The organism is Lachnoclostridium sp. An131, assembly GCF_002160825.1.
GTDB lineage: Bacteria > Bacillota > Clostridia > Lachnospirales > Lachnospiraceae > Laedolimicola.
The window spans coordinates 193,723-208,689 of record NZ_NFLI01000004.1; the positions used below are offsets into that span (position 1 = coordinate 193,723).

A 14,967-nucleotide genomic window follows, 5' to 3' on the forward strand; every position below is an offset into this window, starting at 1 on the left:
AACCCCCCGTTCCTTACTTTTTCTTCGTTTTTTCGTTATACTGCTCCACCATTCTCGCCTTCGCTGCAAGACTTCCGGGTTTTGCCTCACCCTTCTTATAATATTCCGTAGAATCCTTAATCTGCTTCATACGGTCCTCAGAAGTAATTTCACGCTTCTTTGTATTCTTTGGCTCCACCGATTTCGCGCTGGTTCTTGCCACATTGTTCAGCCTTTCTGGCGGAAGTCCATCCTTTTCACGCTTTCTGTTATATTTTTCGATGTTTTTCTTAATCTCTTCATCAATATCCATCTTCGACAGATATTTATTGATCGCAAGCTGCTGAACCATACGGACGACAGCGCTCATTACCCAGTAGATGCCTACACCGACAGGAAGAACGAAACAGAACCATACGGACATCAGAGGCATGAAATTGTTCATCATTCTCATGGACTTCATCATGTCCTCGCTGTTTCCATCTCCGGTAGCCGGAGCAGCCGTAGGCATCAGGCGTACGCTGATCCACTGAGTCAGACCTGCAAGAACCGGAATCAAAAGCGCTACGATCAAAAGAAGGTACGCTCCCTCTGCCCAAAACTGCTTGATGCTGAACCAGGGAGAATTGGAAATATTCAATCCAAGAAATCCGTTGATACTCTCCAACGCGTTTCTCGTCTGATCGATCACACCGCTCAAATCCGGAAAACTGGATGCAACCGTATCCCATTCTGCTGTAGACGCCTTATTCAAAATATCGATGATTGTATTTTCATTAAAAGCCTGTCTGCTGAACTGAGCAGCGCTGCTCAGCTTTGTCAGCACATCCTGCGCGCCTTCTATATTCACCAGCTGGCTCACAAGCGGCGTATAGACAGCTCTTACCTTATCCACATAAGCCGGAATCGCATAAACCACCCGATACACTGCCAGAAGAAACGGCAGCTGAATCAGAAGCGGCAGACAGCTTCCCATCTGAGATGTGCCATACTTTGCGTAGACAGCCTTCATCTCATCCTGCATCTTCAGCATGGATACCTGATCCTGCTTTCCCTTATACTTCTTCTGAATTGCCTGAAGCTCCGGATTCATCTTTACAGACATTCTCGAAAACTTCTGCTGCTTATAGGTCAGAGGAAGCATCAGCGTATAAATAATAACTGTAAAAAGGACAACTGTCAGTCCTACATTTGGAATACCGATAGAATCAAGAAAGTTAAAAATACCGTTAATGATCCAGCCTAAAACAGCAGCGAACTGTCCCAGGATAGGCGTTGCATTTTTGGTCAAAAACAAACCTGTCAATGAAAAAATCCTCCTTCAAATTTCCTTATGGTACAGGATCATATCCACCACTGGAAAACGGATTACATCTCAAAATCCTCCAGGCGGCCAGAAGGCCTCCCTTTAAAGCTCCGTATTTCTGGATGGCCTCCAGACCATACTGGGAACAGCTTGGAATATAAGGACATTTCGTACGTTTCATCGGCGATAGATATTTCTGATAAAATTGAATCAATTTGATCAATACAATTTTCATTTTTGAATGACTCCCTGAAGCTTTCCCAAGTGAAGCAGCGCGCTGCAGATTTCATTCATGCTTCTTCCCTTTGCACTGGCCCTTGCGATGACTGCCATGTCCAAACCACTATTGAACATGTCTTCATGCAGCCGGTAGCTTTCACGAATCAATCTGGTGATTCTGTGGCGTACGACACTGTTGCCGACCTTCTTGCTGACAGAAACACCAAAACGATTCTGATCCATCCCGTTTTCTCTCACATAGAGTACGAGATAACGATTTGCACAGGATTTTCCTTCCTTATATAAAAGCTGAAAATCCTTATTTTTTTTTAAAGACTCTGAATGCGGATATTTCATGCAGCCTCCGTCTTAAAGCCGCCCGCCGCGGCATATAATAAGGTACATAGGAAAATAGGCCACATATATGCGGCCTACGCGGATAACTTCTTTCTTCCTTTTAATCTTCTGGCTGCTAATACTTTTCTTCCGCCAGCCGTACTCATTCTGGCTCTGAATCCGTGAACCTTAGATCTGGATCTTTTCTTCGGCTGAAATGTCATTTTCATTGTCTCTGGCACCTCCTATCTAAAAAACATCATTTCAATTATATTCATAAAACCCCGCAAAGTCAAGCAATTTGGCAGTATTTTTCTTTTTCTTGTTCTCTCCCTTATATCTTGTAGAAAGCAAAAATTTATCCACAATATGTGGATAAGATGTGGATAAAAAGTGGACAACCCAGGGAAAGGGTTACAGTTTTCACTTGATCGCGCCCGTAATTTGGTATATTATTAATCATAGGATAAATTGCTCTTTTAACGGGCATTGAGGAGATATAAGAATGAACTTGATAGAAAAAAACTGGAGCGAAATTCTGGAACATGTCCGGAAAGAGCACGAGCTTTCAGACGTATCTTTTGAGACCTGGCTTCTGCCCCTGCAGGTGCACAGCGTAGAAAACCACACGGTGAAAATCATTGTTCCCATGGGAGAACAGATGATCACTTACCTGAATTCCAAATTCAAAACTCCCATCTATGTGGCGATTGCGGAATTCACCGGCGAAAAGTATGAGGTGGAATTTATTACGGAAAAGGAAGCGGCAGAACAGAGCGCTCCCCGGGAAAAGCATCCAAAGGACAGCGGAATCAGCCCGGCATCCGGAAATATTGACTATGAAAAGTCCAATATCAATCCAAAATACACGTTTGACACCTTCGTAGTCGGCAGCAACAACAAGTTTGCCCATGCCGCATCCCTCGCCGTAGCGGAGACGCCCGGCAATGTGTACAACCCTCTGTTTCTGCACGGAGGCGTGGGACTGGGAAAAACCCATCTGATGCATGCTATCGCAAACTACATATTAAAAGAAAACCCATCCATGAAGGTTCTCTACGTGACCAGTGAATACTTCACCAACGAACTGATCGAAACCCTTCGAATCGGTGATCCCTCCGGTATGACCCGCTTCCGCGAAAAGTACCGGAATATTGACGTGCTGCTGATCGACGATGTGCAGTTCATCATCGGAAAGGAAAGTACGCAGGAAGAATTCTTCCATACCTTCAATGCCCTTCACAGTGCAAATAAGCAGATCATCATCTCCAGTGATCGTCCTCCCAAGGACATCGAGACTCTGGAAGAGCGTCTCCGCACCCGCTTTGAATGCGGCCTGATCGCAGACGTCTCCTCTCCGGATTTTGAAACCAGGATGGCGATTCTGCGCAAAAAGGAAGAGCTGGAGGGCTACCAGATCGACGATAATATTATTACCTATATTGCAACCAACATCAAATCAAATATCCGTGAACTGGAAGGAGCCTTCAATCGTCTGATCGCGCTTTCCACCCTGGAAAAGCGGCCTATCGATATGCTGCTGGCAGAGGAAGCGATCAAGGACATCATCTCACCGGGAGAAAGCCGGAAGATCACGCCGGATCTGATTATAGAAGTAGTAGCCGAGCATTTTCATATAAGCCCCGACGATATCAGGGGAAACAAACGGACGGCAAACATTGTCTATCCGAGGCAGATCGTCATGTACCTCTGCAAGGAAAACGGAACTACCTATAAGAAAATCGGAGAGATCCTCGGGGGCAGAGATCACACCACGATCATGCACGGAGCAGAAAAGATCGAGAATGAGATCCAGTCCAACGATTCTGCCAGCCGTCTGATCGCCACGATCAAAAAGAAGCTGAACCCGAACTGATAGAAGCCCTTAAGCCTCAGATCACTTATCAACATTCCGCTGTGGAAAGAATGTTGATCCTGTGGGGAAAACTGAAAGCCCAATTTCAGGGTGTGTATAACCCGGGTATTTTTCTCCCGGTTATCCTTCCGTTTTTCACACAGTTATCCTTTCAAAATATGCAGGATTTATCAGGCTTAAGACCAGTTATCAACATATTCACAGCCCCTACTACGAATACGACGGATTATATTATTTATATATACATCTGCGCCTCCGGCTGACAGAGGAAAGGAGTTATACACATCATGAAGTTTATCTGCAAAAAATCAGATTTATTAAAGGGCGTTAACATCGTACAGAAGGCCGTTCCTTCCAAAACTACCATGTCCATTCTGGAGTGCATTCTGATCGATGCATCTGCCGGTCAGATCAAAATGACCGCCAACGATATGGAGCTTGGCATTGAGACAGTAATTGAGGGCGATATCCAGGAGAAGGGAATCATAGCGATTGACGCCAAAATCTTTTCTGAGATCGTCAGAAAGCTCCCGGACAATGACGTTGTGATAGAGACAGACGCAGGCTTCCAGATGAAAATTACCTGTGAAAAGGCAAAATTCAGTATCGCGGGAAAATCAGGAGAGGATTTCTCTTATCTTCCCTATATTGAAAGAAGCGAACCGGTAGTCTTATCCCAGTTCAGCCTCCGGGAAGTGATCAAGCAGACGATCTTTTCCATTTCTGACAATGAGAATAACAAGATGATGACAGGAGAGCTCTTTGAGATTGATGGAAACCATCTGAAGGTAGTTTCTCTGGACGGACACCGGGTATCCATCCGAAACCTGGAATTAAAGGAAGAGTATCAGCCCAGGAAGGTGATCGTTCCAGGCAAGACTCTGATCGAAGTGAGTAAGATTCTTTCCGGAGAAATGGATTCTCTTGTCAACCTGTTCTTTACAAAGAATCATATTGTCTTTGAGTTTGATGAGACGACGGTGGTATCCCGTCTGATCGAAGGAGAGTATTTCCGGATTGAGCAGATGCTCTCTGCCGATTACGAGACAAAGGTAAAGATCAATAAAAAGGAGCTTTTAAACTGTATTGATCGTGCGACCCTTCTGATCCGGGAAAATGACAAGAAGCCCGTGATTATTCAGATTACAGATGGAGAGATGCGCCTGAAGCTGACCTCTGGCCTGGGATCGATGAATGAAGAAATTGTCATCGAGAAGGAAGGAAAGGATATTCTGATCGGCTTTAATCCAAAGTTTCTCATTGACGCGCTGCGCGTGATTGATGATGAAATGGTCACTCTGTATCTTGTAAATCCGAAGGCGCCCTGCTTCATCCGGGATGAGAATCAGACCTATATTTATCTGATTCTTCCTGTGAACTTCAACAGCGCTTCTGTGTAAGGGGTGAAACAGATGGATTATATCGAGGTTTCAATCCGGGACGAATATATCCGGCTCGGCCAGGCCATGAAGCTGGCCGGACTTTTTGACAGTGGATCGGATATCAAATATGAGATTCTGGACGGAAATGTGCAGGTAAACGGAGAGACAGAGGAACGCCGGGGACGCAAGCTCCATAAGGGTGATGTCTTTCGTTACGCCGGGCAGGATTATAAGATCGTATGATTGTAAAATCCATTGAGCTAAAGAATTTCCGTAACTACAGAGATTTGAAGCTTCTGTTTGACGAGAGGACTAATATTTTCTATGGCGATAATGCCCAGGGAAAGACTAATATCCTGGAGGCCGTTTATTTAAGCGGAACTACCCGCTCCCACAAGGGCAGCCGGGATCGGGATATGATCCTTTTCGGGGAGGAAGAAGCGCATCTTCGCACGTTTATCCGAAAACGGGAGCTGGAATATCAGATTGATATTCACCTGAAAAAAAATAAGGCGAAGGGAATCGCCATCAACGGGGTTCCCATTCGCAAGGCAAGCGAGCTCTTCGGCATCGCAAATTTTGTATTTTTTTCTCCTGAGGATCTGAGCATTATCAAGCAGGGACCGGCAGAGCGCCGGCGGTTTCTGGATATGGAGCTGTGTCAGCTTGATAAGGTATATCTTCATCATCTCTCCGGATATAACCGCGTCTTGATTCAGAGAAATAAGCTGTTAAAGGATCTGGCCTTTCAGCCAGAGCTCGCGGATACCTTGGATGTGTGGGATCTGCAGCTTGCGGAATACGGAAAAAAGGTCATAGAGGGAAGAGAAGAATTTATCGCTTCCCTTGGAGAAATTGTGGGCCGGATTCATGGAAATCTGTCCGGAGGCAGAGAAAGGCTGAAGCTTTCCTACGAAAAAAATGCTTCCGGAGAGGAGCTTTATGAAAGGATCCGGCAGAACAGGGACAAGGATATCCGGATGAAGACGACTTCTGTGGGGCCGCACCGCGACGATCTTCTTTTTTCGTCAGACGGAGTGGATATCCGGAAGTTTGGTTCCCAGGGACAGCAGCGCACAGCCGCTCTTTCCCTTAAGCTGTCTGAGATTGAGCTGGTAAAGCAGGTGATCCGGGATACCCCTGTCCTGCTTCTTGACGATGTATTGTCTGAACTGGATCAGAACAGGCAAAACTATTTGCTGAACAGCATTCATGACATTCAGACCATGATTACCTGTACGGGTCTGGATGAGTTTGTAGGCCACAGATTTTCGATCAATAAGGTATTTAAGGTGGTTGAAGGATCTGTAAGCGGTGAAAACTGACCGCTTTTCATAAATTAGATTGGAGGAACGAAAATGAGCGCAGAATATGGAGCAGATCAAATCCAGATCCTGGAAGGACTGGAAGCTGTCCGCAAAAGACCTGGTATGTACATTGGAAGCACCTCCGCCCGCGGACTTCATCACCTGGTGTATGAGATTGTAGATAATTCTGTGGATGAGGCGCTGGCAGGCTTCTGCAAAAATATCGATGTTACGATCAACAAGGACAATTCGATCACTGTCGTAGACGACGGCCGCGGAATTCCCGTGGGAATCAACCATAAGGCAGGGATTCCGGCTGTAGAGGTGGTATTTACGGTTCTGCACGCCGGAGGAAAATTCGGCGGAGGAGGATATAAGGTATCCGGCGGTCTTCACGGAGTGGGCGCTTCTGTCGTAAATGCTCTTTCGGAGTGGCTGGAGGTCCGGATCCGCAGCGAGGGAAAGGTTTATTTCCAGCGTTACGAGAGAGGACATGTCATCGATAAGCTGAAGGTGATTGGAGACTGTGATCCGGAAGAGACGGGAACGATGGTGACCTTCCTGCCGGATAAGGAGATTTTTGAAGAGACTGTCTTTGATTATGATACCCTGAAGGTCCGCCTTCGGGAAATGGCCTTTCTGACAAAGGGCCTGAATATCATTCTCAGGGATGACCGGGTAGAACCCCAGCATAAAAAGGAATTCTGTTATGAGGGCGGAATCAAGGAGTTCGTAGAATACCTGAACCGTTCCAAGACGGCCCTTTACGATCAGATTATTTACTGTGAAGGCATGGTAAATGATGTCTTTGTAGAAGTAGCCATGCAGCATAACGATTCTTATACAGAGAATTGCTACAGCTTCGTAAACAATATCAATACGCCGGAGGGCGGAACCCATCTGACCGGCTTTAAGAACGCCCTGACAAAGACGTTCAACGATTATGCCAGAAAGAATAAGCTTCTGAAGGACAGCGAGCCCAGCCTGAACGGAGATGATATCCGTGAGGGGCTGACAGCGATCATAAGCATCAAGATCGGAGAGCCGCAGTTTGAAGGACAGACCAAGCAGAAGCTGGGCAACAGCGAGGCAAGAGGAGCCGTAGACAACGTGGTTTCTGAGCAGCTGATGATTTTCCTGGAACAGAATCCGGCTGTGGCAAAGGTGATTCTGGAGAAATCCATCCTGGCCCAGAGAGCCAGGGAGGCTGCGAGAAAGGCCAGGGATCTGACAAGAAGAAAGACTGCCCTGGACGGCATGGCGCTTCCTGGCAAGCTTGCGGACTGCACAGACAAGAATCCGGAGAACTGCGAGATCTATATCGTGGAGGGAGACTCCGCAGGAGGATCAGCAAAGAAGGCGCGTTCCAGAGCGACCCAGGCGATCCTTCCCTTAAGGGGAAAGATCCTGAATGTAGAGAAGGCAAGACTTGACAAGATCTATGCAAATGCAGAGATCAAAGCAATGATCACGGCCTTTGGAACAGGAATTCATGATGACTTTGATATTACAAAGCTGCGTTACCACAAGATCATTCTGATGACAGATGCCGATGTGGACGGAGCTCATATCAGTACGCTGCTTCTGACCTTTATCTACCGGTTTATGCCGGATCTGATAAAAGAAGGCTATGTATATCTGGCTCAGCCGCCTCTGTATAAGCTGGAAAAAAATAAAAGGATCTGGTATGCCTACAGCGATCAGGAGCTGGCAGATATCCTCGCGGAGGTAGGACGCGATCAGAACAATAAGATTCAGCGTTACAAGGGGCTTGGAGAGATGGATGCGGAGCAGCTCTGGGAGACGACGATGGATCCGGAGCGCCGGATTTTAAAGAGAGTGACCATGGACGATACAGATTCTGCCGAGATCGATCTGACCTTTACGACCCTGATGGGGGATAAGGTAGAGCCGAGACGTGAGTTTATTGAGACCAACGCAAAATTTGTAAAGAACCTGGACATCTAAGCAGGGGAGAGGAAAACGAATGCAGGATAATATCTTTGATAAAGTTCATGACGTGGATCTGAAAAAGACCATGGAGGATTCTTATATCGATTATGCCATGAGCGTAATCGCGGCCCGTGCGCTTCCAGACGTCCGTGACGGCTTAAAGCCGGTACAGAGAAGAGTTCTTTATTCCATGATCGAGCTGAACAACGGTCCGGATAAGCCACACAGAAAATGTGCCCGTATCGTCGGTGATACCATGGGTAAATATCATCCCCATGGAGACAGCTCTATCTATGGAGCGCTGGTAAACCTGGCTCAGGAATGGTCTACCCGTTATCCGCTGGTAGACGGCCATGGAAACTTTGGATCCGAGGATGGAGACGGAGCGGCGGCCATGCGTTATACAGAGGCACGCTTAAGCAAGATTTCCATGGAAATGCTGGCTGATATCAATAAAAATACAGTAGATTTCGTGCCGAACTTCGACGAGACAGAGAAGGAGCCGACCGTGCTTCCCTCCCGTTATCCGAATCTGCTGGTAAACGGAACGACAGGCATTGCAGTCGGTATGGCGACCAATATTCCGCCTCACAATCTGCGTGAAGTGATTAAGGCTGTCGTAAAACTGATCGATAACCGGATCGAGGAGGACAGGGATACGACCATGGAGGAGATCCTCAAGATCGTGAAGGGCCCTGATTTTCCGACCGGAGCTGAGATTTTGGGCACCAGGGGAATCGAAGAAGCTTACCGGACCGGACGCGGAAAGATCCGCGTGCGTGCGGTCACAAACATCGAAGCTATGGCAAATGGAAAGAGCCGTATCGTCGTGACAGAGCTTCCCTATATGGTAAATAAAGCCCGTCTGATCGAAAAGATTGCCGATCTGGTCAAGGAAAAGAGAGTAGACGGCATCACGGATATCCGTGATGAGTCCAGCCGGGAAGGAATGCGGATCAGCATAGAGCTTCGGAAGGACGTCAATGCCAACGTACTGCTGAACCAGCTCTACAAGCATACCCAGCTTCAGGACACCTATGGCGTGATTATGCTGGCTCTTGTCAACAATGAGCCGAAGGTGCTGAATCTTCTGGATATGCTGAAATACTATCTGCTTCACCAGGAGGACGTAGTCACCCGCCGGACGAAGTATGAACTGAATAAGGCGGAAGAGCGCGCGCATATCTTGAAGGGACTGCTGATTGCTCTTGACAATATCGACGAGGTTATCCGGATTATCCGCGGCTCCCGCTCTACCCAGGAGGCAAAGCAGGCTTTAATGGAGCGCTTTGCTCTGGATGATGTGCAGGCTCAGGCCATCGTGGACATGAGGCTGCGCACGCTGACAGGCTTGGAGCGTGAAAAGCTGGAGGCAGAATATAAGGATCTCATGGAGCAGATCAATTACTTAAAGGGAATTCTTGCCGATGAGAAAAAGCTTCTCGGCGTCATCAAGGATGAGATTCAGGTGATCGCCGACAAGTACGGCGACGAGCGCCGGACTCATATCGGTTACGATGAATTTGATATATCCATGGAGGATTTGATTCCGGAGGAGGACGTGGTGATTGCCATGACAAACCTCGGCTATATCAAGCGGATGACGATGGATAATTTCCGCAGCCAGAACCGCGGCGGAAAGGGCGTCAAGGGAATGCAGACGATCAACGAGGACTATATCGAAGATCTGATGATGACTTCAACCCACCATTATCTCCTGTTCTTTACGAATACAGGAAAGGTCTACCGTCTGAAGGCTTATGAGATTCCGGAGGCTGGCAGAACCTCCAGGGGAACGGCGATTATCAATCTTTTGTCCCTGCAGCCGAAAGAAAAGATTACGGCCGTGATTCCGATCCGGGACTACAGCGAAGGAAAATACTTATTTATGGCGACCCGGAACGGTCTGGTGAAGAAAACCTCGATTCAGGAATACGCGAATGTGAAGAAGACAGGGCTTCTGGCGATCAATCTGCGGGAAAATGACGAGCTGATCGAGGTGAAATATACCGACAATGAGCAGGATATTTTCCTGATTACAAAATTCGGTATGTGCATCCGGTTCCATGAGACGGACGTAAGGGCTACCGGCCGTGTATCCATGGGCGTGATCGGAATGAATCTCACCGATCAGGACGAGGTTGTGGCCATGCAGGTACGCACTCAGGGAGAATATCTTCTGGTGGTATCGGAAAACGGCCTTGGAAAACGCACGGGAATGGATGAATTTACGCCTCAGAACCGCGGAGGCAAGGGCGTTAAGTGCTACAAGATCACGGAAAAGACCGGAAACGTAATCGGTGCCAAGGCAGTGAATGAGGACAACGAGGTGATGCTGATTACCACTGAGGGAATCATCATCCGGATCCCCTGCAGCGGAATCTCCGTCGTAGGGCGGATTGCTTCCGGAGTCAAGCTGATGGATGTGGATTCTGAGAATGTAAGCGTTGCCAGCATCGCAAAGGTGCGCGAACAGTCAGGAAAAGAAGAGGATGAAGCTTCAAGCGGGGATGCGGATCCTTCCACTGAAGAAAAATAAAATATTTATTGAAAAACAATAAAAAAATATTGATTTTAAATAAATAGTGTGCTATGATGCAGTTATCAACTGGAAACAGGGGATAACTGCATTTTTTGTTTACAGGAGGCCGCTATGAGGGATTTGAAGCTTGCAAAATTTACGAAGGGAATACTGGATTTTATGTTTTATTCAGGAATACTGGTCTGCGTGACGCTGCCGTTTTCACTGAGGCTTGTCGGAAACTATATTCCGCACTACCAGACCTATTACATTCCCATGATGATTCTGCTTCTCATTTCAGGAATCTTTGCCGTACTGATCATTCTGGAGCTGAGGCGGATGTTTTCTACGGTACTGAATGAGGACTGTTTTGTGGAAGAAAATGTGAAAAGCCTCAGAAGAATGGGAACCTACAGCTTTTGTATCGTAGCAGCCAGCATCCTCCGGCTTTTTATTTTAGTCACGATGGCAATGCTTGTGATTATTCTGGTCTTTATTATCGCAGGGCTTTTCAGCAAGGTGCTCGCCAGAGTCTTTGACCAGGCCGTAACCTATAAGCTGGAAAATGATCTGACGATTTAGGAGGTGCGGGAATGTCGATTGTGATCAACCTGGATGTGATGATGGCAAAGCGGAAGATAGGGCTGACGGAGCTTTCCAAAGAGGTAGATATCACCATGGCCAATTTGTCCATACTGAAAAACAATAAGGCAAAGGCAGTGCGTTTTTCCACGCTGAATGAAATCTGCAGGGTTCTGAACTGCCAGCCTGGAGATATATTGGAATATGTAGAGGATGAAGAAGGAAAAAATGAGTTATAAAAAATGAGTCAAAAAAGGGCAGGATCGGAAAATACAGAGGCTGCCGGCTGAAATGACAGAAAAGGAGGAAAACTGAAAATGGAAGAAAATAGAATTATGGATGGTATGGAAACTGGCGGAAAACCGGCAGTCTGGGTAAATGCGCCCTTTTTTCTAAGACTTTGCGTCTTATTTGCTGCCTTTTATGTGTTCTGTCTGTATGACAATTATATGGGAATCACCTACCCGCTTTTTACGGCAGGATTTTTGGGAATGTATCTGTATTTTTTGAAGAAGGAAAATCAGAAGCTGAAGAAAAGCTCTGTCTTTTATATGGTGTCTGTTTTTCTGCTGGGTCTTTCCAATTGTCTTACCGGAAATGAAATGATTGTATTTTTCAATAAGGCGGCCAGCTTTTTGTTGTATGGAATTCTTTTTGTCCACAATTCTTATCATGATGAAAAATGGAGATTTCTGAAATATGTGGAAAGCCTTCTGGAATTCGGAATATCCATGATAGAAAATCTCCCGGCCGTGTTTCTGGTGGGAAGAAGGCAGCGGAGAGAAAAATCAGCGGAAGGTAAAGCGCGGAAAAAGGACTCCAACGCAGTGTATATCCTTCTTGGCCTGCTGATTGGCCTTCTTCTCTTGTGCCTGATTCTGCCAATGCTGGCTTCTGCTGACCAGGTGTTTGGAGATCTGCTTAATCAGGTATTTCAAGCATTGTTTATAGAGATTGCGATACCAGAACGCCTGATTAAGATAGCTATGATGTTTTGCTGGGGAATCCTTTTCTTTTTTGGCCTGCTGAGCGCTGTCAAAAGAAAAAAAATAAAAGAGCAGCAAAGAGATATACGCAGCCTGGAACCTGTGATCGCAGTCACCTTTCTTTCAGTAATAGGAATTGTGTACCTGATCTTTTGCCTGATTCAGATTTCCTATCTTTTTGTCGGGGGAATGGATCTTCCGTCCGGATATACCTACAGTGGATTTGCGAGAGAAGGATTTTTCCAGCTTCTGTTTGTAAGCGTTCTGAATCTGGGAGTTGTGCTGCTCTGCATTGAATTGTTCCGGAATCACAGGCTTCTCAAAATCCTTCTGACATTTCTCTCAGGCTGCACGTATATTATGCTGATTTCTTCAGCCTGCAGAATGTGTCTGTATATCCAGGCCTACGGGCTTACCAGGCTTCGTGTTCTGGTGATAGCGGCGCTTCTGGCGATCGCAGTGATTCTGGGAGGCATGATCTGCAGTATTTACAAGGAGGAATTTCCTCTGTTCCGGTTCAGTACAGTGGTGGTTACAGTGGTTTATGTGATTCTTTCTTTAAGCCATATGGACGCATTTATTGCAGAATATAACATTTCTCAGAAGGGCTTCGATATTACCAGTGAAAATTCTTATCTGATGACGCTTTCCACAGACGCCGCCGGGGTCTATGCCGACGCCGCTTCCGGTGAAATGGAGAAGACAGAGCTGGCGGATGAAATGCTGAAGGATTATTTTGAAGATATGGAACAATACAGGGAGGAAGGGATCCGTAAATTTAATCTTTCTCACTATCTGGGCGTACAGGCTGCGGACCGGTATTTTGCTTCCGGCCGGCAGCAGCCCGCGGCGGATTGAAAATGTGATTCTTCTGGTGACAAGCGGTCAGAATTATACTATAATTACTTTAAATCAAAAAAGGGTCAGTGATATCTGGATCTAAAATATTTTTTGGAGAAATCAATGAAAAATGTGATTCTGCGGGGAGGCAGGGGCATCGTCGTCTGGCTGTCCATAGCCTTTATGCTCTTTTTGACGATTGTGAGCCTTGTCAGCACCGCATATTTCAATCAGTCAGATTTTTTTGGAGAGCGTCCCCGGTACCGTATGGATCATCTGCTGATCAACCTGATATGGATAGCGTTCGTATTGGCTGTTCTCTATTTTTTGAATAAAAAGAGAGTTTTGGAAAAAATACCGGTTAAAATTCTTGCGGCTGCAGCGGTGATTTTTGTGACGGCTGTGAGTATTCTGTGGGTAAACGTCAGCCATACCTATCCGGAGGCGGATCAGAAGGCTGTCTCGTGGGTTGCGTACCTGATGACGCAGAACAATTTTCTTTTCTTCGAGCCGGAAAAATATATGCAGATTTATCCGAACCAGCTGGGGCTTGCCGCGATTCTGGAGGCTCTTTACCGGCTGACCGGGGGAGAAAACTGGAATGCTTTCCGCTATCTGACTGCTCTGGCAAATGGAGCTGTGGTATATCTGCTCTACAAGATCACAGACTGCCAGTTTCACAGCAGAAAAGCGGACTGCCTGGTTCTGATCGGATCGGCCGCCTGCATTCAGATAATCCTGTATACCACGTTTCTATATGGCATTATGCTGGGATTGGCCTTTGCCCTGGCAGCCTTTTATCTGCTGCTTAGATTTCTCGAAAAGAACAGGATTTTGTATGCCGTTTTGTCAGGGATTTTGATTGGAATTTCCATTCTGGTTAAAAATAATTACAGTATCTTTCTCGTAGCCATGGTGATTCTTCTGCTTTATAAGGCCTTCGAGAAAAAAAACTGGAAGCCTGTTCTGGCTGCCGTAATTCTGCTTCTGGCCTCCGCGCTTTTAAGCCGGGGGCTCACAGCGTTTTACGAATCCCGTTCCGGGATGGAGATCGGAAGCGGAATGCCAAAAACCCTCTGGATCGCCATGGGAATGCAGGAAGGGGAACGCGCTGAGGGCTGGTACAATGAATTTAACTATAATACGTTTCTGGAGACCGGCTGTGATGCGGAAAAGAGCAGCGCTATAGCAAAAGCAGCGATTGCGGAATCAGCAGAAAAATTTTTAGATGATCCGTTCTATGCTGTAAGATTTTATTATAAAAAGACGGTTTCCCAGTGGAATGAGCCTACCTGTGAAGCCCTTTGGGTTAATCAGTTTCACAGCGGCGATTTTTCCTGGATTGTACAGAGCATCTATGACGGAAAGCTTTATACGGTTTTGGAAGAATACATGAATCTGTTTCAGAGCCTTGTCTATGGGGCGGTGCTGTTTCTTTTGTGGAGATACCGGAAGGTCTGGAAAATGGAGCAGCTTTTCCTGCCTCTTGTAATTCTGGGCGGATTTTTCTTCCATACGCTGTGGGAAGCGAAATCCCAGTATATTTTTCCATACTTTGTATGTATGCTTCCCTGTGCCGCGGCAGGACTTGCGGAGGCTGCAGATTTCCTGAAGCTTCTGGCAGACAGGAAAAGCGGGATAAAAAACAGGAACAGAGAAAAAGCGGAGGAACGATAGGAT

Annotated in this window: 14 protein-coding genes; 10 read left to right on the forward strand and 4 right to left on the reverse strand. The window is 46.5% G+C overall.

Going from position 1 to position 14,967, the window contains the following annotated elements; all coding sequences use genetic code 11:
- Positions 1-13: 13 nt before the first annotated feature.
- The 4 genes from B5E77_RS04785 to rpmH all read right to left on the reverse strand — a co-directional run bounded on the left by B5E77_RS04785 (position 14) and on the right by rpmH (position 2,070).
- On the reverse strand, positions 14-1,285 hold the full coding sequence (locus B5E77_RS04785; protein WP_087164229.1) for a YidC/Oxa1 family membrane protein insertase: 1,272 nt from the start codon (positions 1,283-1,285) through the stop codon (positions 14-16).
- A 25-nt stretch (positions 1,286-1,310) separates the two neighbouring features.
- Positions 1,311-1,520, reverse strand: a complete 210-nt coding sequence (gene yidD / locus B5E77_RS04790) for a membrane protein insertion efficiency factor YidD (RefSeq protein ID WP_087164230.1) — start codon at positions 1,518-1,520, stop codon at positions 1,311-1,313.
- On the reverse strand, positions 1,517-1,861 hold the full coding sequence (gene rnpA / locus B5E77_RS04795) for a ribonuclease P protein component (protein ID WP_087164231.1): 345 nt from the start codon (positions 1,859-1,861) through the stop codon (positions 1,517-1,519). Before rnpA ends, yidD begins: the two co-directional genes overlap by 4 nt.
- A 74-nt stretch (positions 1,862-1,935) precedes the next feature.
- The gene (gene rpmH / locus B5E77_RS04800) at positions 1,936-2,070 is read right to left on the reverse strand and encodes a 50S ribosomal protein L34 (protein ID WP_075717635.1); all 135 of its coding nucleotides are present in this window, start codon (positions 2,068-2,070) and stop codon (positions 1,936-1,938) included.
- A 275-nt stretch (positions 2,071-2,345) separates the two neighbouring features.
- On the opposite strand from rpmH, the gene dnaA reads away from it, so the two are divergent.
- The 10 genes from dnaA (at position 2,346) to B5E77_RS04850 (ending at position 14,964) form a co-directional block, all read left to right on the forward strand.
- Positions 2,346-3,716 carry a chromosomal replication initiator protein DnaA gene (dnaA, locus tag B5E77_RS04805; RefSeq protein ID WP_087164232.1) on the forward strand — a complete coding sequence of 457 codons (1,371 nt, stop codon included), beginning with the start codon at positions 2,346-2,348 and terminating at the stop codon, positions 3,714-3,716.
- Positions 3,717-4,003: 287 nt separating this feature from the next.
- Positions 4,004-5,116 carry a DNA polymerase III subunit beta gene (dnaN, locus tag B5E77_RS04810; RefSeq protein WP_087164233.1) on the forward strand — a complete coding sequence of 371 codons (1,113 nt, stop codon included), beginning with the start codon at positions 4,004-4,006 and terminating at the stop codon, positions 5,114-5,116.
- A gap of 12 nt (positions 5,117-5,128) precedes the next feature.
- Positions 5,129-5,341, forward strand: coding sequence for an RNA-binding S4 domain-containing protein (locus B5E77_RS04815; RefSeq protein WP_087164234.1), 213 nt, complete (start codon positions 5,129-5,131; stop codon positions 5,339-5,341).
- Positions 5,338-6,423 (forward strand): DNA replication/repair protein RecF, encoded by a 1,086-nt coding sequence (gene recF, locus B5E77_RS04820; protein ID WP_087164235.1) that lies wholly within the window; start codon positions 5,338-5,340, stop codon positions 6,421-6,423. The genes B5E77_RS04815 and recF overlap by 4 nt, the downstream gene beginning before the upstream one ends.
- 33 nt (positions 6,424-6,456) lie before the next feature.
- Positions 6,457-8,373, forward strand: coding sequence for a DNA topoisomerase (ATP-hydrolyzing) subunit B (gene gyrB, locus B5E77_RS04825; protein WP_204248015.1), 1,917 nt, complete (start codon positions 6,457-6,459; stop codon positions 8,371-8,373).
- Positions 8,374-8,392: 19 nt separating this feature from the next.
- Entirely contained in the window at positions 8,393-10,897 is a 2,505-nt protein-coding gene (gyrA, locus tag B5E77_RS04830) for a DNA gyrase subunit A (protein WP_087164237.1), read from the forward strand.
- 114 nt (positions 10,898-11,011) lie between these two features.
- On the forward strand, positions 11,012-11,461 hold the full coding sequence (locus tag B5E77_RS04835; RefSeq protein ID WP_087164238.1) for a DUF2975 domain-containing protein: 450 nt from the start codon (positions 11,012-11,014) through the stop codon (positions 11,459-11,461).
- Positions 11,462-11,472: 11 nt separating this feature from the next.
- Positions 11,473-11,700 (forward strand): helix-turn-helix domain-containing protein, encoded by a 228-nt coding sequence (locus tag B5E77_RS04840; protein ID WP_087164239.1) that lies wholly within the window; start codon positions 11,473-11,475, stop codon positions 11,698-11,700.
- Positions 11,701-11,778: 78 nt separating this feature from the next.
- Complete coding sequence (locus B5E77_RS04845; RefSeq protein WP_087164240.1) at positions 11,779-13,305, forward strand: DUF4153 domain-containing protein; 1,527 nt, start codon at positions 11,779-11,781, stop codon at positions 13,303-13,305.
- Between the two features lie 105 nt (positions 13,306-13,410).
- Positions 13,411-14,964: an ArnT family glycosyltransferase gene (locus B5E77_RS04850; RefSeq protein WP_087164241.1), complete on the forward strand. Its 1,554-nt coding sequence runs from the start codon at positions 13,411-13,413 to the stop codon at positions 14,962-14,964.
- Positions 14,965-14,967: the final 3 nt, after the last annotated feature.